Source organism: Arthrobacter sp. NPDC092385, assembly GCF_044755105.1.
Lineage (GTDB): Bacteria > Actinomycetota > Actinomycetes > Actinomycetales > Micrococcaceae > Arthrobacter_D.
Genome location: NZ_JBIVQL010000006.1, coordinates 234,793 through 255,730 on the forward strand (window position 1 = coordinate 234,793; position 20,938 = coordinate 255,730).

The 20,938-nt window shown below is 69.6% G+C and carries 19 protein-coding genes and 2 tRNA genes; 7 read left to right on the forward strand and 14 right to left on the reverse strand.

The window, feature by feature from the left end; all coding sequences use genetic code 11:
- Nucleotides 1-72 precede the first annotated feature (72 nt).
- The 3 genes from ACIQCY_RS10215 to ACIQCY_RS10225 all read left to right on the forward strand — a co-directional run bounded on the left by ACIQCY_RS10215 (nt 73) and on the right by ACIQCY_RS10225 (nt 2,986).
- The gene (locus tag ACIQCY_RS10215) at nt 73-1,143 is read left to right on the forward strand and encodes a YeiH family protein (RefSeq protein WP_400483774.1); all 1,071 of its coding nucleotides are present in this window, start codon (nt 73-75) and stop codon (nt 1,141-1,143) included.
- 78 nt (nt 1,144-1,221) lie between these two features.
- Complete coding sequence (locus tag ACIQCY_RS10220; protein WP_400483775.1) at nt 1,222-1,848, forward strand: FMN reductase; 627 nt, start codon at nt 1,222-1,224, stop codon at nt 1,846-1,848.
- Between the two features lie 52 nt (nt 1,849-1,900).
- On the forward strand, nt 1,901-2,986 hold the full coding sequence (locus ACIQCY_RS10225; RefSeq protein ID WP_400483776.1) for a CE1758 family FMN-dependent luciferase-like monooxygenase: 1,086 nt from the start codon (nt 1,901-1,903) through the stop codon (nt 2,984-2,986).
- A 63-nt stretch (nt 2,987-3,049) separates the two neighbouring features.
- Here ACIQCY_RS10225 and ACIQCY_RS10230 read toward each other — a convergent pair whose 3' ends face one another.
- The 6 genes from ACIQCY_RS10230 to leuC all read right to left on the reverse strand — a co-directional run bounded on the left by ACIQCY_RS10230 (nt 3,050) and on the right by leuC (nt 9,698).
- Complete coding sequence (locus tag ACIQCY_RS10230) at nt 3,050-4,198, reverse strand: D-alanine--D-alanine ligase family protein (protein ID WP_400483808.1); 1,149 nt, start codon at nt 4,196-4,198, stop codon at nt 3,050-3,052.
- 8 nt (nt 4,199-4,206) lie between these two features.
- Complete coding sequence (locus tag ACIQCY_RS10235) at nt 4,207-5,253, reverse strand: NAD(P)H-dependent glycerol-3-phosphate dehydrogenase (RefSeq protein WP_400483777.1); 1,047 nt, start codon at nt 5,251-5,253, stop codon at nt 4,207-4,209.
- Complete coding sequence (locus ACIQCY_RS10240; RefSeq protein ID WP_400483778.1) at nt 5,250-6,035, reverse strand: lysophospholipid acyltransferase family protein; 786 nt, start codon at nt 6,033-6,035, stop codon at nt 5,250-5,252. The genes ACIQCY_RS10235 and ACIQCY_RS10240 overlap by 4 nt, the downstream gene beginning before the upstream one ends.
- 12 nt (nt 6,036-6,047) lie before the next feature.
- Nucleotides 6,048-7,397 (reverse strand): UDP-N-acetylglucosamine 1-carboxyvinyltransferase, encoded by a 1,350-nt coding sequence (murA, locus tag ACIQCY_RS10245; protein WP_400483779.1) that lies wholly within the window; start codon nt 7,395-7,397, stop codon nt 6,048-6,050.
- A 222-nt stretch (nt 7,398-7,619) separates the two neighbouring features.
- Nucleotides 7,620-8,219, reverse strand: coding sequence for a 3-isopropylmalate dehydratase small subunit (leuD, locus tag ACIQCY_RS10250; protein WP_400483780.1), 600 nt, complete (start codon nt 8,217-8,219; stop codon nt 7,620-7,622).
- Nucleotides 8,220-8,228: 9 nt separating this feature from the next.
- Nucleotides 8,229-9,698, reverse strand: a complete 1,470-nt coding sequence (leuC, locus tag ACIQCY_RS10255) for a 3-isopropylmalate dehydratase large subunit (protein WP_400483781.1) — start codon at nt 9,696-9,698, stop codon at nt 8,229-8,231.
- Nucleotides 9,699-9,846: 148 nt separating this feature from the next.
- Between leuC and ACIQCY_RS10260 the strand changes: the two genes are divergently transcribed.
- From ACIQCY_RS10260 to ACIQCY_RS10270, 3 genes are all read left to right on the forward strand, one after another.
- On the forward strand, nt 9,847-10,566 hold the full coding sequence (locus ACIQCY_RS10260) for an IclR family transcriptional regulator (RefSeq protein WP_133080752.1): 720 nt from the start codon (nt 9,847-9,849) through the stop codon (nt 10,564-10,566).
- 1 nt (nt 10,567) lies between these two features.
- A complete protein-coding gene (locus ACIQCY_RS10265; protein ID WP_400483782.1) occupies nt 10,568-11,146 on the forward strand; it encodes a DUF1697 domain-containing protein in 579 nt (192 codons plus the stop codon).
- A gap of 63 nt (nt 11,147-11,209) precedes the next feature.
- Nucleotides 11,210-11,857 (forward strand): MBL fold metallo-hydrolase, encoded by a 648-nt coding sequence (locus tag ACIQCY_RS10270; RefSeq protein ID WP_400483783.1) that lies wholly within the window; start codon nt 11,210-11,212, stop codon nt 11,855-11,857.
- 64 nt (nt 11,858-11,921) lie between these two features.
- On the opposite strand, the gene ACIQCY_RS10275 is transcribed toward ACIQCY_RS10270, so the two are convergent.
- The 8 genes from ACIQCY_RS10275 to ACIQCY_RS10310 form a co-directional block, all read right to left on the reverse strand.
- Nucleotides 11,922-13,673, reverse strand: coding sequence for a GTPase (locus tag ACIQCY_RS10275; RefSeq protein ID WP_400483809.1), 1,752 nt, complete (start codon nt 13,671-13,673; stop codon nt 11,922-11,924).
- Between the two features lie 89 nt (nt 13,674-13,762).
- Entirely contained in the window at nt 13,763-15,544 is a 1,782-nt protein-coding gene (locus tag ACIQCY_RS10280) for a dynamin family protein (protein WP_400483784.1), read from the reverse strand.
- Between the two features lie 198 nt (nt 15,545-15,742).
- A tRNA-Glu gene (locus tag ACIQCY_RS10285) sits at nt 15,743-15,815 on the reverse strand.
- Nucleotides 15,816-15,882: 67 nt separating this feature from the next.
- Nucleotides 15,883-15,954 (reverse strand) — tRNA-Gln (locus ACIQCY_RS10290).
- A 69-nt stretch (nt 15,955-16,023) separates the two neighbouring features.
- Nucleotides 16,024-16,866 (reverse strand): HAD family hydrolase, encoded by an 843-nt coding sequence (locus ACIQCY_RS10295; RefSeq protein ID WP_400483785.1) that lies wholly within the window; start codon nt 16,864-16,866, stop codon nt 16,024-16,026.
- 1 nt (nt 16,867) lies between these two features.
- Nucleotides 16,868-18,376: a glutamate--tRNA ligase gene (gene gltX, locus ACIQCY_RS10300; RefSeq protein WP_400483786.1), complete on the reverse strand. Its 1,509-nt coding sequence runs from the start codon at nt 18,374-18,376 to the stop codon at nt 16,868-16,870.
- A 104-nt stretch (nt 18,377-18,480) separates the two neighbouring features.
- A complete protein-coding gene (locus ACIQCY_RS10305; RefSeq protein WP_400483787.1) occupies nt 18,481-19,254 on the reverse strand; it encodes a fumarylacetoacetate hydrolase family protein in 774 nt (257 codons plus the stop codon).
- A gap of 182 nt (nt 19,255-19,436) precedes the next feature.
- Nucleotides 19,437-19,577, reverse strand: coding sequence for a hypothetical protein (locus ACIQCY_RS10310; RefSeq protein ID WP_400483788.1), 141 nt, complete (start codon nt 19,575-19,577; stop codon nt 19,437-19,439).
- A gap of 205 nt (nt 19,578-19,782) precedes the next feature.
- Here ACIQCY_RS10310 and ACIQCY_RS10315 point away from each other — a divergent pair, with 205 nt between their 5' ends.
- Nucleotides 19,783-20,823 (forward strand): hypothetical protein, encoded by a 1,041-nt coding sequence (locus tag ACIQCY_RS10315; protein ID WP_400483789.1) that lies wholly within the window; start codon nt 19,783-19,785, stop codon nt 20,821-20,823.
- Nucleotides 20,824-20,938: the final 115 nt, after the last annotated feature.

Sequence of the window (20,938 nt, forward strand, 5' to 3'; positions counted from 1 at the left end):
CATGGAGGATCGGTCCACGGTCCGGACAGCGCCACGGGCTGCCCGCGGGCGGCCGGGAGGACCGTGCCACCGATGAGCAGCCGCAGCACCGCCCCGAACACCCGGGACCTCCCGCTCCGCGCGTGGGTCCCGGGTCTTCTCGTCCTGGCAGCCGGCGTCGGCGTGTCCATGCTCCTAGCCGGCCTCCAGACCGTGCTCGGAGCCCTGGTCATCGCGCTGGTCCTCGGGATCCTGCTCGGCAACTCGGGGCTGTACACGACGGCCCTCCGCACGGGCATCGGCGGCGGGACCAAGCGCCTCCTCCGCGCGGGCGTCGTCCTGCTGGGGCTCCAGCTCGCGCTGCCGGACATCCTGGCCCTGGGCCCGCAGGTCATCCTGCTGATCGTCGCGTGCGTCGCCCTCAGTTTCTACTGCACCCTCTGGATGGGCCGGCGGCTCGGCCTCAGCAGGGCGGGCGCCCTGCTCATGGCAGCCGGGTTCTCCATCTGCGGTGCATCCGCCGTCGCCGGGATGCAGGGCATCGTGGACGCCGACGACGACGAGGTGGCCTCCGCCGTCGCGATGGTCACCCTCTACGGATCCCTCATGATCGTGGCGCTGCCCCTCCTGAACGCCGCCCTCGGGCTCGACGCCACGAGCTTCGGCATCTGGTCCGGGCTCGCCGTCCACGAAGTGGCACAGGTGGTGGCGGTGGCCAGTACGGCGGGGGCCACGGCGCTGGCATCGGCGACGGTGGTCAAGCTCGGGCGCGTGCTGATGCTGGCGCCGGTCGCCGCCGTGGCGAGCCTCGGGGAGCGACGGCGCGCAGCGGCGTCCACGGCCGGCCCGGCGACCGGCGCACCGCAGGGAGGCGGCCGGGACGGGAGGGGGGACGCACGGCGCACCACTCCCCTGGTGCCCCTCTTCGTGCTGGGATTCCTGGCGATGGTCGTCCTGCGGTCCCTCGGGTTCCTGCCCCAGCCCGTGCTCGACGCCGGCCGCACGGTGACCACCGTCCTGCTGGCAGCAGGGATGTTCGGGCTCGGTGCGGGGATCGACATCCGCCGCCTGCTGCGCACGGGTGGACGATTCGCAGCGGTGGGCGCCGCCTCGACGCTGCTGCTCGCGGGAGTCTCGCTGCTCGGCGTCGTCGTCCTGGCCTAGGTATGTCTCCCCGGGAATGACCCGACGCATCGGCGCGTTGAACAGATCGATGCATATGCATCTACTAGAGGAGGCACCATGACGAAAGTCGCAGTTGTCACAGCGGGGCTCGGCGTCCCGTCGTCCAGTCGAATGCTTGCCGATGTGTTGTCGGACGCCCTCGAGGGTGAACTGTCCGTGTCCGGCCAGGACGTCACCATCGACGTCCTCGAGCTTCGCGACTACGCCGTGGAGATCGCGCACCACCTGGTGAGCGGGTTCGCGCCGCCCGCCCTGGCCGCCGCCAGCCGGAACGTCACGGACGCAGACGCGCTCATCGTTGTCAGTCCTGTCTTCTCGGGGTCCTACAGCGGACTGTTCAAATCCTTCTTCGATGTCCTCGACAACACCGCGCTCGAGGGCATGCCCGTTCTCCTGGGGGCGACCGGCGGCAGTCCGCGGCACGCCCTGGTCCTCGAGCACGCCATGCGGCCCCTCTTCAGTTACCTGCGGGCGCGGGTAGCTCCCACCGCCGTCTACGCGGCGCCCCAGGACTGGGGAGCGAGCGCCGACAATGAACCCGCCCTGGAACAGAGGTCACGCCGTGCCGCTCGGGAAGTGGCTGGAATGCTCGTCGGCCAGTCCCCGGCACGCCCTTCCCATCAGCTCGAACCATCCGCGCCGTTCGAGGAGCTCCTGGCAAGGATTCAGACGCGGACGTCCTGAGCCCTCGGGCTCCCGCCTTTCACCATCCCTATAACCTTTCTGGAGAAGAATCATGGAAATCGGTGTCTTCACCGTCAGCGACGTCACCCGGAACCCCCTCACGGGTGAGACACCCACCGAGGGTGAGCGCATCAAGGCCGCCGTCGCCATCGCCAAGAAGGTCGAAGAGATCGGCATGGACGTCTACGCGACCGGCGAGCACCACAACCCGCCCTTCTACGCCAGCTCCCCGACCACCCTCCTCGGCTACATCGCCGCCCAGACCGAGCGCATCACGCTGTCCACCAGCACCACCCTGATCACCACCAACGACCCGGTCAAGATCGCGGAGGACTTCGCCACGCTGCAGCACCTCGCCGACGGTCGCGTGGACCTGATCCTCGGCCGCGGCAACACCGGGCCCGTCTACCCCTGGTTCGGCAAGAACCAGCAGGACAGCCTGGAACTGACCGTCGAGAACTACAACCTGCTGCGCCAGCTGTGGGACAACGACGTCGTGGACTGGGAAGGCAAGTACCGCACGCCGCTGCGCAACTTCACCTCGACCCCGCGCCCGCTCGACGGCGTCGCACCGTTCGTCTGGCACGGTTCCATCCGCACGCCGGAGGTCGCGGAGGTCGCCGCCTACTTCGGCGACGGGTTCTTCGCCAACAACATCTTCTGGCCGAAGGAGCACTACCAGCAGCTCATCGGCCTCTACCGGGAACGCTACGCCCACTACGGCCACGGCGATGCCGACCAGGCGATCGTGGGACTGGGCGGACAGTTCTTCATGGCACGTAGGTCACAGGATGCAGTGAAGGAATTCCGTCCGTTCTTCGACAACGCCCCTGTCTATGGCCACGGGCCGACGATGGAGAGTTTCATGGCCCAGACGCCGCTGACGGTCGGCAGCCCCCAGGAGGTCATCGAGAAGACCCTTTCCTTCCAGGAGTTCTTCGGCGACTACCAGCGCCAGTTGTTCCTCATCGACCACGCCGGCCTGCCACTGAAGACCGTGCTGAACCAGCTCGACCTCTTCGGCGAACTCGTGCTGCCGGAACTGCGTGCAGAATTCGCCAGGCGGCGCCCCGCGCACGTCCCCGACAGGCCGGTGCACACCACGCGTCGAGTCGGCGCCGTCACGGCCGCCGGGTGACCGACATCAGTCGGCGTCCAGGTCCTTGCCGCGTCCCGGGCGGCCCCGGCAAGGACCTCGCGGTCAGCGCAGGCCGGTACCGCGCTCCAGCGCGAGCCCGATCAGTTCGTCGATCAGCTCGGTGTAGCCGAGGCCGGACTTCGCCCACATCTGCGGGTACATGCTGATCGGGGTGAAGCCGGGCATGGTGTTGATCTCGTTGATGACCAGGCGCCCGTCCTGCGTGTAGAAGAAGTCGACGCGGGAGAGGCCCTCGCCGCCGATCGCGTCGAACGCCTCGCCCGCGAGGCGCCGCACGCGGTCGATGACCTCCGGCGGGAGGTCCGCGGGACAGGACAGCTCGGCAGCGGCGCCGTCGACGTACTTGGCCTCGAAGTCGTACCAGGCGTGCTCCCCGGGCTGGATCGCGATCTCCCCCGGCAGCGAGGTGCGCGGCGCATCCATGCCCCGTCCCTGGAGGACGGCAACCTCGATCTCGCGGCCCTCGATCCCGGCCTCGATCACCACCTTGGGGTCGAAGGCGCGGGCGGCCTCGACCGCCGCGCGGACTCCCTCGACATCCTCGACCCGGCTGATCCCCATCGAGGACCCGGCACGGGCGGGCTTGACGAAGAGCGGGAAACCGAGCTCGGCGGCACGGCGGATGCCGTCCTCGGCGTCGGTGCGCCACTGCCGGTCCGTCACCACCTCGTAGGGGCCCACCTCGAGCCCGGCGGCCGCGAAGACCACCTTCATGTAGTGCTTGTCCATGCCGACGGCGGACGCCAGCACGCCGGCGCCGACGTAGCGCATGTCGGCCATCTCCAGCATGCCCTGCAGCGTGCCGTCCTCACCGAACGGGCCGTGCAGGAGCGGCAGGACGACGTCGACGCCGCCCAGGCTCTCGGGGACGGACCCGGGTGCTGCGACGAGCAGTTCCTGCCCCTCGCTGCCGTCCGCCGGCGTGCCCATGACCACGGCCTGCTCGGTCGCGGCGACCTCCGGCAGCACGTCGGAGCGCAGTGACCACGCGGACGGATCCGCCGACACCAGAGACCACTGGCCGGACTTGGTGATGCCCACGGGCACCACGTCGTAGCGCGTGCGGTCGATCGCCTCGAGCACGCCGGCCGCGGTCACGCAGCTGACGGCGTGTTCGCTCGAACGGCCGCCGAACAGGACGAGGACGCGGGGCTTGCGGGCGGGAAGGGGGGTCTCGGTGGTCGCGGTCATCACGGTGGTCACGGTACGGGATCGCCTTCCGGCTTGAGGTTGCGGGCCAGCAGGCGCGGCCCGAGGTCGTTGACGGACAGGCGCCCCTGGAGGACGGCCACCACGCTCTCGGTGATGGGCATGTCCACGCCGAGCTTCATGGCGGAGTCCAGGACGGCCTGCGCGGACTTGATGCCCTCCGCCGTCTGGTTCATCCTCACCGTCACCTGGTCGAGGGTCAGGCCCTGGCCCAGCAGGTGGCCGGCGGTGTGGTTACGGGACAGCGCGGAGGAACACGTGGCGATCAGGTCACCCATGCCGGCCAGTCCCGCCATCGTCTCGGGCTGTCCGCCGAGGGCGACGGCCAGGCGCGTCGTCTCGGCGAGGCCTCGGGTGATCACGGAGGCCTTCGTGTTGTCGCCCATGCGCCGGCCCTCGCAGATGCCGACGGCCAGGGCGATCACGTTCTTGACGATCCCGCCGATCTCCACCCCGATCACGTCCGTGGAGGTGTAGGGCCGGAAGTAGGAGGCCGTGCAGGCCGCTGCGATCCACGCGGCGATGTCGTGGTCGGGGCAGGCGACGACGGAGGCCGTCGGCTCCTCGCGGGCGATCTCCATGGCGAGGTTGGGCCCGGACAGCACCGCGATCCGCTCGGCGGGCAGCGCCAGTTCCTCCGCGATCACCTCGCTCATGCGGGCATCGGTACCGACCTCCAGTCCCTTCATGAGGGACACGACGACGGCGTGTGCCGGGATGAGCGGCCGCCAGGCCGGGAGCTGCGCGCGGAGGGTCTGGGCGGGTACCGCGAGGACCACGAGGTCGCTTCCGACGAGGACCTCCTCCACGTCGGCCGAGGCGGAGACGTTCGGCGGGAGCCGTGTGTCGCCGAGGTACCGGGAATTGCGGTGCTCGGCGGTGATCTCCTCGGCGACCTCGGGGCGCCGGGACCAGAGCATGACGCGCGTGCCGCCGGAGGCGTCGGCGAGCACCTTGGCGAACGTGGTCCCCCAACTGCCGGAGCCGAGGACGGCGATCTTCGCCGGCGTGGCACGCAGTGCATCGGCGGCCGTCACTGCTGCCCCCCGGGCTGCGGACCGCCGGGATTCCCGTCATCCTGTGCCTCGAAGTCCCGGCCTGTCCGCTTCTGCTGCTTCTGGGACGGGTCCCAGCGCTCGGCGGGAGGTTCCTCGCCCCTCAGCTCCGCCAGCAGTTCCGTGATGGCGTCGAGGATGCGCTCCGTCGCCGCGTCGAGCGTGGTCCGCGTCAGGGGCGCGTCGCGGAACTCGCTGAGGTCCACGGGGTCGCCGACGAGCACCCGGGAGCACTTGCGCGGGAAGAGGTAGAAGCGCTTGGCGTAGCGCGGGAAGACCTCGTGGGCGCCCCAGTGGGCGATCGGCACGACCGGCGCGCCGGTCTGGAGGGCGAGGCGTGCAGCCCCGGTGCGCCCCTTCATGGGCCACATGTCCGGATCCCGCGTGAGGGTGCCCTCGGGGTAGATGATGATCCCGCCGCCGTCGGCCAGTGCGTCCCGCGCGGCTTCGAGCGAGCGGTTCGCTCCGGCCGAACTGCGCTCCACGGGCACCTGCTTGATGGTGCGCAGGATGGATCCGATCACGGGCACCTCGAACAGTGACGCCTTCGCGAGGAAGTGCGGCATGATGCCCTGGTTGTACAGGAAGTGCCCCACCACGACCGGATCGATCTCGGTGACGTGGTTCGGGCAGACGATGATGCCCGTATCACGCGGCAGCTTCTCCTGCCCGTGCCATTCCTTGTCCATGAGCGCGTTCATGACCGGCCTCACCCAGGTGCCGAGGAACGCGAACATGGCGCGTGAGCCCCGTGACTCCCCCATGTGCGCGGAGCCCTAGGAGATTGCCACGGCGACAGCCGGGGCGTCCTCCGTGATGTCGAAGTCCGCGCCCAGGCCTTCGAGCTTGTCCTGGAACCGCTCGTAGCCACGGTTGATCAGTTCGATGCCCGTGACGCGCGAGACGCCGTCCGCCGCCAGGGCCGCGATGAGGTGGCTGAAGCCGCCGCGCAGGTCGGGGATGTCGATGTCCGCGCCGCGCAGCTGCGTCGGCCCGGAGATCACGGCGGAGTGGAGGAAGTTGCGCTGGCCGAAGCGGCACGGAACGCTCCCGAGACACTCGCGGTGCACCTGGATGTTCGCGCCCATGCGGATGAGGGCCTCGGTGAAACCGAAGCGGTTCTCGTAGACCGTCTCGTGGACGATCGACACGCCGGAGGCCTGGGTGAGCGCCACGACGAGCGGCTGCTGCCAGTCCGTCATGAAGCCCGGGTGCACGTCGGTCTCGAGGACCAGCGGCTTCAGGGGGCGGCCCGGGTGGTAGAAGCGGATGCCCTCGTCGTCGACGTCGAAGGCGCCGCCGATCTTGCGGTACGTGTTGAGGAACGCCGTGAGGTCGAGCTGGCGCGCGCCCTCCACGTAGATGTCACCCTTGGTGACGAGCGCGGCGGACGCCCAGGACGCCGTCTCGTTGCGATCGGAGATGGCCTTGTGGTTGTAGCCGGTCAGCTCCTCGACGCCCTCGATGCGGATGACGCGGTCGGTCTGGACCGTGATGATCGCGCCCATCTTCTGCAGGACCGCGATGAGGTCCATGATCTCGGGCTCGACGGCGGCACCCGACAGCTCGGTGATGCCCTCGGCACGGATGGCGGTCAGGAGCACCTGCTCGGTGGCGCCGACGCTCGGGTACGGCAGCGTGAGCTTCGCGCCGTGCAGGCCCTTGGGGGCGGAGATGGAGATGCCCCCGGGACGCTTGTCCACGACGGCCCCGAAGTTGCGGAGCACCTCGAGGTGGTAGTCGATCGGGCGGTCGCCGATCTTGCAGCCGCCGAGGTCGGGGATGAAGGCCTCGCCGATGCTGTGCATGAGCGGACCGCAGAAGAGGATGGGGATCCGGGAGTCGCCGGCATGGGCGTCGATGTCCTTCGAACGGGCCATCTTCGCATCGCTCGGGTCCATCGTGAGGTCGCCGGTGACGGGGTCCTTGGTCACCTTCACGCCGTGCAGCTGCAGGAGGCTGGTGACGACGTCGACGTCCTTGATCTCCGGGACGTTGCGCAGGACGGACGGCGTGTTGCCCAGCAGTGACGCCACCATGGCCTTCGGGACCAGGTTCTTCGCACCGCGGACGGATACCTTGCCCGTCAACGGAATGCCGCCGCGGATGGTCAGAACGCTACCCATGAATACCTATTTTCCTCATACGATGAACCCCCGCGGACTCGAAAATGCTCGTTCCAAGCATAGGAGCACCACGGAGCAGACAGAAATACAAGGGTACTTGGTGCACTCCCTGTTCCCTGATAGGAACCCGCGCGGGTGCGTCGTCATTCCTCCCGTACCCGGGTACACGGCGTGAGGTGCGCGACAGCGGACGCCGTCGCGCACCCCGCGTGCGGCCCGGTGTCAGGTGCGCACGGGCAGGGTGGTCGGCTTCCAGGACGGGCGGCGGGCCTCGAACTCCGTGATGTGCTCTTCCTGCCGGAGCGTGAGCCCGATGTCGTCGAGGCCCTCGAGCAGGCGCCAGCGCGTGTAGTCGTCGAGCTGGAACGGGGCGCTGACCGAGCCGCACTGCACCATCCGCGCCTCGAGGTCCACCGTGACCGTGGCGCCCGGCTCGTTCTCGAGGATCTTCCAGATGAGCTCGATGTCGTCCTGCGCGACCTGCGCGGCGACGAGGCCCTGCTTGCCCGAGTTGCCCCGGAAGATGTCCGCGAAGCGCGAGGACAGCACGGCCTTGAAGCCGTAGTCCTTCAGCGCCCAGACGGCGTGCTCACGGGACGAGCCGGTCCCGAAATCGGGCCCCGCCACGAGGACGGAACCGCGCGAGTACGGCTCGCGGTTGAGGATGAAGTCCTCTTCCTTGCGCCAGCCCGCGAAGAGGGCGTCCTCGAAGCCGGTCCGGGTGATGCGCTTGAGGTAGACGGCGGGGATGATCTGGTCCGTGTCGATGTTGCTCTGGCGCAGCGGGACGCCGATGCCGGTGTGCGTGGTGATCTTCTCCATGGCGCTCTCCTAGGCTGCTGAAACGGTGGGATCGGCGGCGTGGGTCCCGGCGCCGGAGGGCAGGGGCGCAAGGTCCGACGGCGAACTGAGGGTCCCCCGGACCGCCGTCGCGGCGGCCACGACGGGCGAGACGAGGTGCGTGCGCCCGCCCTTGCCCTGCCGTCCCTCGAAGTTGCGGTTGGACGTCGAGGCGCAGCGCTCCCCCGGTGCCAGCTGGTCCGGGTTCATGCCGAGGCACATCGAGCAGCCGGCGAACCGCCATTCAGCGCCGAAATCCTTGAACACGCGGTCGAGTCCCTCGGCCTCGGCCTGCAGCCGCACGCGGGCGGAACCCGGGACGACCATCATCCGGACCGCGGGGTCCTTCTCCCTGCCGCGGATGATGTCCGCGGCGATGCGGAGGTCCTCGATGCGGCTGTTCGTGCAGGAGCCGAGGAAGACGGTGTCCACCCGGATGTCCTTCATCGGGGTCCCCGGCTCGAGCGCCATGTAGTCCAGCGCCCGGTTGCACGCTGCCTTGTCGTTCTCGTCGGCGAAATCGTCGGGCGAGGGAACGGCCTGCGAGAGGGAGACGCCCTGGCCCGGATTGGTACCCCAGGTCACGAAGGGCTCGAGCTCGTTCGCGTCGAGGAAGACCTCGGCGTCGAAGACGGCGTCGTCGTCGGTGCGCAGTTCACGCCAGTCGGCGACGGCGGCATCCCAGTCCGCGCCCTGCGGTGCGTGGGGCCGGCCGTGCAGGTAGTCGAAGGTCGTCTCGTCGGGGGCGACCATCCCTGCGCGCGCGCCCGCTTCGATGGACATGTTGCAGATGGTCATGCGCGCTTCCATCGACAGCGAGCGGATGGCCGAACCGCGGTACTCGAGGACGTAGCCCTGGCCTCCGCCGGTCCCGATCTTGGCGATCACGGCGAGGATGATGTCCTTCGAGGTGACGCCCGGCTTGAGCGTTCCCTCGACCGTGATGCCCATGGTCCGGAAGGGCTTGAGCGAGAGCGTCTGCGTGGCCATGACGTGCTCGACCTCGGACGTGCCGATGCCCATCGCGAGCGCGCCGAACGCGCCGTGGGTGGAGGTGTGGGAATCGCCGCACACCACGGTGAGGCCCGGCTGGGTGAGTCCGAGCTGGGGCCCCACGACATGCACGATGCCCTGTTCGGCGTCGCCGAGGGAGTGCAGCCGGACACCGAACTCCCTGCAATTCGCGCGCAGGGTCTCGATCTGGGTGCGGCTGGTGAGGTCGGCGATCGGCTTGTCGATGTCCAGCGTGGGGGTGTTGTGGTCCTCGGTGGCGATCGTCAGGTCGGGCCGGCGCAGCGGCCGGTTGGCCAGGCGGAGACCCTCGAAGGCCTGAGGAGAGGTGACCTCGTGCACGAGGTGCAGGTCGATGTAGAGGAGGTCGGGCTGCGCTTCCGCTCCGACGACCTCGCCCTTGCGCACGATGTGTGCGTCCCAAACCTTCTCGGCCAGTGTCTTGCCCATGACGATCGTCCTTTTCCGTCCCGCTGCGCCGGGCCCCGGTGGGGGCGGCCGTTGCAGGACCTCTGGTGCCTTCAACTCAACCAGCGCCCGACGGCGAGTGCCAGCCGAGCCGCTTGCGTCTCAGATAATGAGACGTCAATATCATCTTATGGACAATTCTAGCGGCGTCGGAGTCATCGACAAGGCCGCCCTCGTGCTCGACGCCCTCGAGGCCGGGCCCACGACCCTCGCACAACTCGTCGCGTCGACCGGCCTCGCGCGGCCCACGGTGCACCGGCTGGCCCTCGCCCTCGCCCACCACCGCCTGGTGGGCCGGGACATCCAGGGCCGCTTCGTCCTGGGCAGCAGGCTGGTGGAGCTGGCATCAGCCGCAGGCGAGGACCGGCTCATCGCGGCCGCCGGACCGGTGCTCCTGAGCCTGCGCGACGCGACGGGCGAGAGTGCGCAGCTGTTCCGGCGGCAGGGTGACTGGCGCGTCTGCGTCGCCTCCGCGGAGCGGCCCGTGGGGCTGCGGGACACCATTCCCGTCGGGACCCAGCTGTCGATGAAGGCGGGCTCCGCCGCCCAGTGCCTGCTGGCGTGGGAGGACCACGACCGCCTGCTGAAGGGGCTGCAGAACGCACGGTTCACACCGACGGTGCTCGCCGGCGTACGACGGCGCGGCTGGGCCCAGAGCCTCGGCGAGCGGGAAGCGGGCGTGGCATCGGTCTCGGCTCCGGTGCGGGGGCCGTCCGGGCGCGTGATCGCGGCCGTGTCCATCTCGGGCCCGATGGAGCGGCTCACGCGGCAACCGGGACGCATCCACGCGGAGGTCGTCTCGGACGCGGCGCGCCAGTTGACGCTCGCCGTCGCGAAGGCGGCCGACTGACATGCCGAGCCCTGCGATCGACGCGGCCGGCACACCGGGGGACGACCACCGCTACGCCGTCTTCCTGAGGGGGGTCAATGTCGGCGGCGTCACCGTGCGGATGGTGGATCTCCGCGAGCTGCTCGCGGGCCTTCCCGTGAGCAGGGTCGCCACAGTCCTGGCGAGCGGCAATGTCACCTGCTCCTCCGCCCTCGGCGCGGAGGAGCTCAAGGACCGCGTGGAGACGGCGCTGCGGGAGCGCTTCGGCTACCTCGCATGGGTGATCGTCGTCGGCCTGGCGGACCTGATCGCGATCGCCGGGTCCGTCCCGCGGCCCCCGGAGGCCACTCCGGAGGCCGTGCACACCTATGTCACGCTCTTCACCGGTCCGGGCGAACTGAGGGCCTTCCTCGACGACGCCCACGGACTGCCGGAACAGCCCACGGTGCTGGCGGGAGGCGCCGCCATCGCGTGGTTCTCGCCGAAGGGCCGGTCGACGGACGTGCCGGTCGCCAGGCTGCTGGCCCGCGCCCGCTATGCCGCCACGACCACCACGCGGAACATCAACACGGTGGACAAGGTACTGCGCCTCCTCGCCTGAAGGACGGGCGCTCGTCGCGTTGGTAGTGTTCGCACAACCCGCAGCACCAGCCGAAGGACACCCATGCGCCTCATCGCCCAGGATTGCCACCAGCTCGAACAGCAGAAGGGCTCCCACGGCTTCGTGGTGGTCGGTGCCGGTCGCGCCGCTGTCATCGACCCCGGCATGGCCTCCGGCTTCGACGGCGTCATCGCCGAACTCCGCGCCAACGAGGCGACGACGGGGCCGATCACCGACATCGTCCTCACGCACCACGACGCCGACCATGCACAGGTGGCACGGCGCCTCCAGGAGGCCCTCGGGGCGACGGTGTGGATCGGCGCTGCGGACGCCGACGTCCTCCGCGGCCGGACCGCGCCGAAGACGGTCTTCCGGAAGCTCCTGAAGAGGGTCGCGCGCGTCCCGTTCCCCGAGGGAGCGCGGGAACTCGGCGGCTCCGGGGAGATCTTCCCGGGGCTCCGGTATTTCCCGACCCCCGGGCATACGCCGGGCCACTACGCGTATCAGTGGCGTGGCGTCCTGTTCACCGGTGATGCCGCGAAGGTGTCCCGCGACGGCGGGGTCAGCGACTTCTACGCGATCACCATCAACGACAAGCCGGTGGCGGCACGCACGGTCCAGCTCCTGGCCGAGCACATCCGCACGGGCTCCGTCGAGTGGGTCTGCTCCGGACACAGTGCCATCGCCCGGGTGGCGGACCGGGCCGGCTGAGCCACGCGAAGGCATGCCCGGCCGTCGCCGTCGAGAGCGACGTCGCCTCCCGGGTCGACTCCCGTCAGCGGTGGCGCGATGCCGCCAGCACTGCCGTGCTGAAATCGTTGCAGCGGGCCACCTCGACCGCGACGGGCCCCACCACCACGTCGCGCGCGACCTGCGAGCACGCGCCCAGCAGCCGCCGGCGCACCCTGCCGGCCCGCCTCGACGCCCCGAGCCGGGCGAGGAGCGCAGCGAGGACTCCGAGCAGGATGCCCGCTGCCAGCCCGCCGAGGATCAGGAGGGTGGGAACCGGGAATCCCTCGACCCGTGGGACGTCGATGGCGGGTAGCTGGAGGAATCCGAGGACGGCGAGGACACCCAGCCAGCCCAGTCCGGCGACGAGCCCGGCGAAGGTGATCCACTGCAGTGCTCCGAAGATCCCCCACCACCTCCGCCGTCCTGTCTCCAGGTCCGTGCCGGTGACGGCGGAATCGAGTGCGTCCGTGAGCTCACCGGCAGTTCCGCGGGCAGCATCCCGGATGGACGAGTGCCATGGCTCCACAGCCCCTCGGGAGGCTGCGTCGCCGAAGACGCGCAGGGCGTGGTCCACCCTCGCCCGGTGCGCCGGTTGCCCGACGGGAAGCGAGGACCTCCGGAGTTCGGGCAGGACGTCCTGCTGCCGCAGGTTGAGCCGGCGCAGCGGATCCGGACGGAGCCCGGCCAGCCAGCGGGTGACGGGCCAGCCCATGGTCGCGTGCGCGTCCCTGCGGTAGGCACTGCGGACCGCGTCGACCACCACGGGAACTCCCGCGGCCGCCCCGAGCTCTCCGGACAGCGCGTCCAGCGCATCCTCCGACGGCAGCGCCACCGCCTGCTCCACGGCGAACGGGAGAAGCGCTGCCGCTGCCTGCTCGGCGTCGGCGGCGAGCCTCCGCGTAGCTGCCGCGCGCGTCTCGGCGAGCGTCCGGATCGCCTCGGCGAGTCGGGCCACGCCCTCGCCCGTCCGCGCCGACACCGCGATGACGTCGACCCCCCGCAGACCCTCGGCTGCGAGGATCTCCCCCAGCGAGGCGCTGACGGCGTCGAGATCCCCGCGCTCCAGCCGGTCCGCCTGGTTGAGGGCCACCAGGGTCACCGCCCCGTGCGCCGCCAGGCCCCGCAGGAAGCCGTGGTGGAGGGCGGCGTCCGCGTACTTCTGCGGGTCCACCACCCAGAGTAGGACGTCGACCTGCCCCGCGAGGCGCTCCACGGTGGCGCGGTGCGCCAGCGCGGTCGAATCGAAGTCGGGGAGGTCCAGCAGGATCAGGCCGGCGTCGCCGCCCGGCGCAGGGAGGGCTGGGGCGGGCGACTCCGCACGGTCCTCCGGCGACGCCGGACGAGGGCGCCGTCGCCAGCGGAACAGGCGACGGCGGCCGGTCTCCTCGGCGGCCGCCCCACCCGATGCGGGGGATCCGTCGTCCGCTCGCACTACGGGGCCGGCCGTACGGCGTGCGCCGGCGGCACCGTCGCGCGGCGTAGCGCCGGTCACCCCGCCGACGAGCGGCGCCCCGTCCGGCAGTTCGACGCGCCGGCTGACTCCGAGCCAGTCGAGGAGCTCCTCGCTTCCACGGCGGCTCCAGACCAGGGCGAGTGGTTCCGACGTCGTCGGCCGCCTGGCGGCCACGCGGGCCGCATCGGTTCCGCTCAGCGCATTCACGAGGGACGACTTCCCGCTGCCGGTCGGCCCGAACACGCCGACCACCGTGTGGTCCGCCGACAGCGCCCGGCGGCTTCCGGCGTGTTCGAGCGTCCCGTGCAGGCGGTCGAGGTCGTCCTGCGGCAACCGGTCCATACCGAGTTCGCAGGCTGCCCGCAGCTGATCGAGCACGGTCGCGAGGGAACTGGCGAGCAGCGCCTCGGACGCCGCTCCCTCGTGTCGGCTCACGCCTCGTCCTCCGCGAGGCGCTGCCCGGTGGGCAGCGCCTGGCGGAGCCGCCGTGCCAGGACCTGGAGCGTCTCGGCCGGGGTCTGCCGGACCAGGGGCTCGAGGCACTCGTCGAAGGGTGCGCGCTCGCTGCGGAACAGTTCCTCCACGCGCTGGGACAGGTTGTGGCGGGCGGTGGTGGCGAGGCGCCGCACGGCGTCGTCGCCGAAGATGGCTTCGAGGAGTTTCTGCCCGGCGAGCGCCGATGCCCCGGCGATTCCGATCTCACCGCCGGTCAGCCCGCCCGTCGACGCGAAGACGACCACCATGAGGGCCACCGTGATCCCGTTGACGCCGAAGGAGAGCATGCGGGCGGTGAAGCGCTTGTCCGCTCCCTCCGCCTGGACGAGCTCCAGGAGATCCTGCTGCCATGCCCGGATCTCACGTGCGACCGCGGCGGCGAAGTCCTCGGCCCCCCAGGCGGGCACGTCCTGCAGGAGCACCGTGCCGGCCCGCTCCCCCCGCCATCGCCTGCGGACCGACTCGTCCGCGCGTGCGGCCTGTTCCACGATGACGGTCTGCAGACCGCTGCCGATGGCGTCGGCGACAGTGGCGGCCGGCGCGGGCCTGCCGGTGAAGAAGGCGGTGACGCGATCCCGTGCCCAGCCGATCCTGGTCTCGAGTCCCCGCATGAACTCACCGGTGCCCACGAAGTCCTGCCACCGGGCGAGGACCTCCCCACGGAGCAGGGTGCCGTCCTCGGTGGAGGCCATGACGTCGGCCAGCGCGTCACGGTATGCGCCGTCCACGGAGGAGCGCAGCGCGTCCCCCACCGACTGCTCCTGCCCTGCGGCGTCGGCGATGGCATCGATGCGTCCGGCGAGGGCCCGCATCGCGCCGCCCACGGTGCGCCGCGCGATCTCGCGCCGCCCCTCGGCGTCGGCGGCCAGGGCCTGCAGCCACCGGGTGATCGGCTCCACGGTGTCCGCGGGCAGCATGCGTGAGGGGCCGAGCGGCACTTCCGGGATGACGAAGATGGGAGCGTGCCCGAGGTTCTCCTCGGACAGGAGGGTCAGCAGATCGCTCCTGATCTCCTCCTCGACGCCGGGCGGCACCCGGTCCAGGACGACCGCCACCAGGACGTCCCGGCGGCCTGCCTCGGCCAGGAGCTTCCAGGGCACCGCGTCCGCGTAGCGGTTCGCCGTGGTCACGAAGATCCAGAGGTCTGCCGCCGCGAGCAGCTGGCCCGCGAGCCTGCGGTTCTCGTCGGCGATGGAGTCGATGTCCGGGGCGTCCAGCAGGGCGAGGCCGGCAGGCAGCGTCGGGGTGGGCCGCAGGAGGAGCGTTTCCGCTCCGCCTGCCGGCTGGTGCTGGGCCTGGGAGGATGCGGCGGCCAGGCCTCCGCTGTCGTCCGCGAGGCGGACACGACTCAGCGAGGGCAGGACGCGGGTGTCGTCGAACCACGCGGCGTCCTCGGGGTGGTGCAGCAGGAGCGGCTGCCGCGTGGTGGGCCGGACGGCGCCGGTCACGGACACGGGCCGTCCGACGAGCGCGTTGACCAGCGTGGACTTGCCCGCGCCCGTCGAACCGCCGACGACGGCGACCAGCGGTGCGTCGAGGCTGGCGAGCCTGGGGAGGATGTAGTCGTTCAGCTGGGCCCGGGCGGCGTCGGCCGCCCCCCTGCCTTCGACCGAACTCGGCAGGGCCAGGGGGAACGCGAGGTTCTCGAGGGCGAGGCGTACCTCCCGCAACAGCGGGGAGAGCCCGCGGGCTTCGCCGGCCAGGGAAGGTGCGCTCATGGCTCCATCATGCCAGTCCCCTGTCCTGGTGACGGCGGCGCACTCCGAAGCGGGCGCCGCAGGAACGCCAGCGGGGACATCGGATACCCGGAGAAGGGACCTCGTCGAAGGAGGACGCAGAAAAACGGAAATCCCGGACATCGGTGATGTCCGGGATTTCCGTCTGTCCTTTCGGACCTGCGCTCTTGCGAGCTGCTGTGACCCCAGCGGGATTCGAACCCGCGTTACCGCCGTGAGAGGGCAGCGTACTAGGCCGCTATACGATGGGGCCAGTACTTTCCATCTTACTACTGCTTTTGTACTGCTCGTGCCATCCCGTCCGCGAGGACGGGAGTGCGCTGGGGTACCAGGACTCGAACCTAGAATGTTGGTACCAGAAACCAGTGTGTTGCCAATTACACCATACCCCAATGGCACTTTCCGAAGCCCCGATCCTGCTGGGTTTCGATCGCGTAACCGCTCCGCGCCGAGAAATAACTCTACCGGACCGAGGGCAGGAACTGCAAAACGGCCTGCAGCCCGGTGATGCGCGGCACCTCCGTCTCGCCCTCCCCTGCGTCCTCCGACGGAGCCACGACGGCTCCGGACCCGCCTCCGGATCCGGCCCAGGTCCCCGAGTCGGTCCCTGCTCCGCTGCCCGTTCCCGCACGGTCCAGCCAGGCGCCGACCAGCCCGGCCGAGCGCGCCCCGACGGCATCGATCAGCCGGTTGTCCCCCACGTACAGCGTCCGCACCGGCGGGGTGCCGATCAGCCGGGCGCCCTCGAGGTAGATGCCCGGGTCGGGTTTCGCCACCCCCACGGTGTCGATGCCGACGAGCACCCTGATTCGCTCCAGTCCGGCCCGGTCCAGTTTCGCCCGCTGGTAGTCGTGCACGTTGTTGCTCACGGCTCCGTAGGGGATTCCCCGCGCATCGAGCTCGTCGAGCAGCGGCACGACGTCGTCGTAGGGGCGGAAGTGCAGGGGAAGCATCTGCTCGTACTCCCGCACCCACGCCTCGGCCACCTGACCGAGGAAGGGCTCCGGGGTGAAGCCCGCCCGCGCATGGCGCACCCGGTGCACGCGCTGCTCCTCGAAGGTCAGCTCACCGGCCAGGAAGCGGTCGTAGTGCCGCTGCGGATCGGCGGCGAACAGCGCCTTGTACCGCACCCAGTCGTCGTCGCCGAGGTGGCTGAGCGCCGGATCGGGGATGGCCTGCAGCGTGCGGCCCATGGCCTGGGCGAGGTCGACGAGCGTGTCGTCGATGTCGAACAAAACGCCGTCCACGCCCTCGCCCTGCACCTCGTTCGCGGGGGCCGGTACCTCCGGCAGCTCATCCGACATCTCAGTCCACCGTGGCCCGCAGCGCGCGGACCCGGGTGATCGAGGACTCGCGCCCGAGGATCACCATGGACTCGAAGAGCGGCGGGGAGATCCTGCGCCCGGAGATGGCGGTGCGGACGGGCCCGAAAGCGAGCCTCGGCTTCAGCCCGAGCGTGTCGACGAGCGCAGTCCTGAGGGCCGCCTGGAGAGACTCGGTGTCCCACGAGTCGACGCCCTCGAGGGCCTCGAGGGTTGCGTCGAGGACCTCGCCCAGGTTCTCCGGCAGTCCCTTGCGCGCGTCGTCGGCGATGTCCACCGCGTCGTCCTCCTTGAAGAGGAAACCGATCATCTCCGGCGCTTCGCCCAGCAGGGTGATGCGCTCCTGGATCAGCGGAGCCGCTTCCGCGACGGTGCGCAGCTCCTCCGAGGTCGGATCGGCGCCGATGACCCCTGCCGCGGCGAGGTAGGGCAGCAGCCGTGACCGGAACTCACCCGGATCGAGCAGCCTCACGTGCGTGCCGTTGATCGCCTCGGCCTTCTTCAGGTCGAAGCGGGCCGGATTGGCGAGGACGTCCCGCACGTCGAACTTCTCGACGAGCTGCTCGACCGAGAAGATGTCCTCGTCCGCGGAAAGGCTCCAGCCGAGCAGCGAGAGATAGTTGAGCAGCCCCTCCCGGATGAAGCCGCGCTCCCGGTGCAGGAACAGGTTCGATTCGGGATCCCGTTTGGACAGCTTCTTGTTGCCCTGGCCCATGACGTACGGCAGGTGGCCGAACAGCGGCATGTAGCGTGCCACCCCGATGTCGATCAGCGCCCGGTACAGGGCCACCTGCCGCGGAGTGGAGGAGAGCAGGTCCTCGCCCCGGAGGACATGCGTGATGCCCATGAGGGCGTCGTCCACCGGGTTGACGAGCGTGTAGAGCGGCGCGCCGTTGGCACGGACGACGGCGAAGTCGGGCACGCTGCCCGCGCGGAAGGTGATGTCCCCGCGCACGAGGTCGGTGAAGGTGATGTCCTCGTCCGGCATGCGGAGCCGCAGCACCGCCGGACGGCCGCTGGAGCGGAAGGCGTCCTTCTGCTCCTCGCTCAGGGTGCGGTCGTGGTTGTCGTAGCCGAGCTTGACGTCGCGGCCGGCCGCGCGGTGGCGCTCCTCCACCTCCTCGGGGGTGGAGAAGGACTCGTACAGGTGGCCCGCCTCGGTGAGGCGCTGGATCACGTCCCTATAGAGGTCCCCTCGCTGCGACTGCCGATAGGGCGCGTGCGGGCCGCCGACCTCCACACCCTCGTCCCAGTCGATGCCGAGCCAGGTCATCGCCTCGAGGAGCTGGTGGTAGCTCTCCTCGCTGTCGCGGGCGGCGTCGGTGTCCTCGATGCGGAAGACGAGCTTCCCGCCCGTGTGGCGGGCATAGGCCCAGTTGAAGAGCGCCGTCCGGATCAGCCCGACGTGCGGCGTTCCCGTCGGCGACGGGCAGAATCGGACCCGGACGGGTGTGGCATCAGTGACGGTGGGGATATCAGCGGCAGTAGTCATGGTGGTCCCAGTCTAAGTGGGGACCACGGCTGCCGAAGATGGGCCCTCCTCCAACCGGCGCGCGCCGTCGCGGGCCGGCCGGAGGTCCGGCGGTGCGGTGACCGTCAGCGGCGCGCTGGGTTGGACAGCCGTCCGATGCCCTCGATGTCGACGTCGTACCGCTGGCCGTCCGTGATGAGGCCGACGCCTGCGGGTGTGCCGGTGAGGATGATGTCCCCCGGCAGCAGCGTGAAGGCCTGCGACACGTAGGCCACGAGTTCACGGGCCCCCCAGATCATGTCGCTCGTCGACCCGTCCTGGCGCAGTTCGCCGTCGAGCGAGCCGCGGATGCTGAGGTTCTCGGGATCGAGGTCCGTCTCGATCCAGGGCCCGATGGGGCACGAGGTGTCGAACCCCTTGGCGCGGGCCCACTGGTCGTCCGTCTTCTGCACGTCACGTGCCGTGAGGTCGTTCGCGCAGGTGTAGCCGAAGACGACGTCGTCGACGCGCTCGAGCGGGACGTCCTTGCAGATACGGCCGATCACGACGGCGAGTTCGGCCTCGAAGGAGATCTGGTCCGAGAAGGAAGGCAGCATGACGGGATCGCCGGGACCGATCACCGACGTGTTGGGCTTGAGGAACATCAGCGGAGCGGCCGGCGTCTCACTGCCCATCTCCTGGATGTGATCCGCGTAGTTGCGCCCCACTCCCACCACCTTGCTGCGGGGGATCACGGGCGCGAGGAGCCTGACGTCCTCGAGGGCATGACGGGCACCGGTGAGCTGGACGCCGGCGTAGAACGGGTCACCCTGGATGACCGCTACTTCCTCGCTGCCGGCCGCACCTTCCACGACGCCGAACATTGGGTCATCATTTAGGACAAAGCGTGCAATTCGCATGCGGCCAAGCCTAGCGTGAGCCTTCAGCTTCCAGGACGGCTGCACCTGAGGGGCATCAGGGTCCGTTTAACGCCGATACCGCGGGCACTCCCTCCCCAAAGACGAGGGTGCCCGCGGTATCGGTACTGGCTCGAGCCGAATGGCTCACATTCCTACCAGGAAGTCAGTAGGCGCAGATAAGCCTAGAAAGGCCAGGAACCCACGCGGTCGGTCGAGGAAACAGGCGCGGTCGTTCCCGACTTGGCGGGCGCCGCATTGGCTGCAGCGGCGCCGCCCGTCACGAGGAGGCTTGCGAGGAGGAGGGCGGAGGTGATGCGCTTCATGATGTACGTCCTTAGGTTCGAGCAACAGTGGTAGAAGGCAGGCCGCGCGATACCATGCGCGATCTGAATATCATCGTAAGCCACACCGGTAACTTTAGTAACATCTCCGGTCATATTTTTCCGGTTTTATCCGGCAGACTGTTCGCTGAGGCGTTGGAGCGGAAAATGGAGTATTCACATCGGTCACCGAAAGTCGTAGGTATGCATGTCACATCAGGGCGATTCCGGCCAGCGGATGCTCCTCGAGTTCCGCGCGCGGGAGGCGTGGAACCAAAGGGACTACGCCGGCGCACAGAAGCTCGCAGAGCAGTGGGCTGCCCTGTCCCTCTCGGATGGAGAGGAAGAGGGCTGGTGGAATGCCTCGTTCCTCGCTGCCGAATGCCTTCGCAGACAGGGCCACATGCACGAGTCACGGGAAGTGGCCGAAACGCTCGAGGCCCATCGACTTACCCGCGGATCTGCTGCTTTGAGGGCTCGAGTCCTGACGCTGCGCGCCTTCGCCCTGCAGGGCAGCGGTGATCTCACCGCCGCGGTGCAGGTGGCACGGCGCGCCGTCACCGAGTTGTTAACCGAGCCAGACCACAACGCCCTTGCCATCGAGGCGGAGAACGCCCTCATCGCCGCACTAGCCGAGAGTGGTTCGCTGGAAGACGCCTGGCACGAGTGCCTCGTCCTGGCCGATCTCTTACAAAGGGACCCGGACAACAAGTACGCGGGACAGTCCTACTGGGCCATCGGCAATGTCGCGTTCCTGCTCAAACGCATCCCCGAGGGGGTGTCCTACCACCAGCTGGCGGCGAAGACCCTGTCCCCGACGAACGACCTCGATCTCTGGGCCCGCTTCAACCGAGGTTCAGCGGATTTCCGCCTCGCAGCCGGGGTGATCGAGCCCGAGACCCTCGAGTGCATCGAGCGGGCGGAACTCGCGAGTTCGATAGTCGGCGGTACCGAACGAGACCGTGTCGAGTTAAAACTGATTCGTGCGCAATGGCTCGTCCTCACCGGACAGTTCGATACCGCCGTGGAGCAACTCACCACGATCATCGACCAGAAGCACCTCCTGGCGGTGCACACCGCAGCACAGGCCCACTTCCTCCTGGGACAGGCGCTCTCCGCGCGCGGCGTCGATGCGGACGCCATCTCGAATCTCGAACTGAGCGAGGAACTCTTCCTCCAGTCCGGCGCGGAGGACAGGGCCTCGATGGCAACGGCTCTTCTCCAGAGCATCACGGAGCCGCAGGGCTGAAGCGGCGGACGCAAACCGGGAAGTCAAGGAGAAGTAAGGGCCGCGTCGAAAGCCGCCATCGGTGGAGCACGTGGGGTAGCGTCATCGACAGGCCCCGGTCGGGCCGGGCGTTTTC

Excerpts from the sequence above, each read along its gene's own strand:
- ACIQCY_RS10215 (WP_400483774.1), top strand. The coding sequence starts at position 73 with ATGAGCAGCCGCAGCACCGCCCCGAACACCCGGGACCTCCCGCTCCGC.
- ACIQCY_RS10220 (WP_400483775.1), top strand. The coding sequence starts at position 1,222 with ATGACGAAAGTCGCAGTTGTCACAGCGGGGCTCGGCGTCCCGTCGTCC.
- ACIQCY_RS10225 (WP_400483776.1), top strand. The coding sequence starts at position 1,901 with ATGGAAATCGGTGTCTTCACCGTCAGCGACGTCACCCGGAACCCCCTC.
- ACIQCY_RS10230 (WP_400483808.1), bottom strand. The coding sequence starts at position 4,198 with ATGACCGCGACCACCGAGACCCCCCTTCCCGCCCGCAAGCCCCGCGTC.
- ACIQCY_RS10240 (WP_400483778.1), bottom strand. The coding sequence starts at position 6,035 with ATGGGGGAGTCACGGGGCTCACGCGCCATGTTCGCGTTCCTCGGCACC.
- murA (WP_400483779.1), bottom strand. The coding sequence starts at position 7,397 with ATGGGTAGCGTTCTGACCATCCGCGGCGGCATTCCGTTGACGGGCAAG.
- leuD (WP_400483780.1), bottom strand. The coding sequence starts at position 8,219 with ATGGAGAAGATCACCACGCACACCGGCATCGGCGTCCCGCTGCGCCAG.
- leuC (WP_400483781.1), bottom strand. The coding sequence starts at position 9,698 with ATGGGCAAGACACTGGCCGAGAAGGTTTGGGACGCACACATCGTGCGC.
- ACIQCY_RS10260 (WP_133080752.1), top strand. The coding sequence starts at position 9,847 with ATGGACAATTCTAGCGGCGTCGGAGTCATCGACAAGGCCGCCCTCGTG.
- ACIQCY_RS10265 (WP_400483782.1), top strand. The coding sequence starts at position 10,568 with ATGCCGAGCCCTGCGATCGACGCGGCCGGCACACCGGGGGACGACCAC.
- ACIQCY_RS10270 (WP_400483783.1), top strand. The coding sequence starts at position 11,210 with ATGCGCCTCATCGCCCAGGATTGCCACCAGCTCGAACAGCAGAAGGGC.
- ACIQCY_RS10275 (WP_400483809.1), bottom strand. The coding sequence starts at position 13,673 with ATGGACCGGTTGCCGCAGGACGACCTCGACCGCCTGCACGGGACGCTC.
- ACIQCY_RS10280 (WP_400483784.1), bottom strand. The coding sequence starts at position 15,544 with ATGAGCGCACCTTCCCTGGCCGGCGAAGCCCGCGGGCTCTCCCCGCTG.
- ACIQCY_RS10295 (WP_400483785.1), bottom strand. The coding sequence starts at position 16,866 with ATGTCGGATGAGCTGCCGGAGGTACCGGCCCCCGCGAACGAGGTGCAG.
- gltX (WP_400483786.1), bottom strand. The coding sequence starts at position 18,376 with ATGACTACTGCCGCTGATATCCCCACCGTCACTGATGCCACACCCGTC.
- ACIQCY_RS10305 (WP_400483787.1), bottom strand. The coding sequence starts at position 19,254 with ATGCGAATTGCACGCTTTGTCCTAAATGATGACCCAATGTTCGGCGTC.
- ACIQCY_RS10310 (WP_400483788.1), bottom strand. The coding sequence starts at position 19,577 with ATGAAGCGCATCACCTCCGCCCTCCTCCTCGCAAGCCTCCTCGTGACG.
- ACIQCY_RS10315 (WP_400483789.1), top strand. The coding sequence starts at position 19,783 with ATGTCACATCAGGGCGATTCCGGCCAGCGGATGCTCCTCGAGTTCCGC.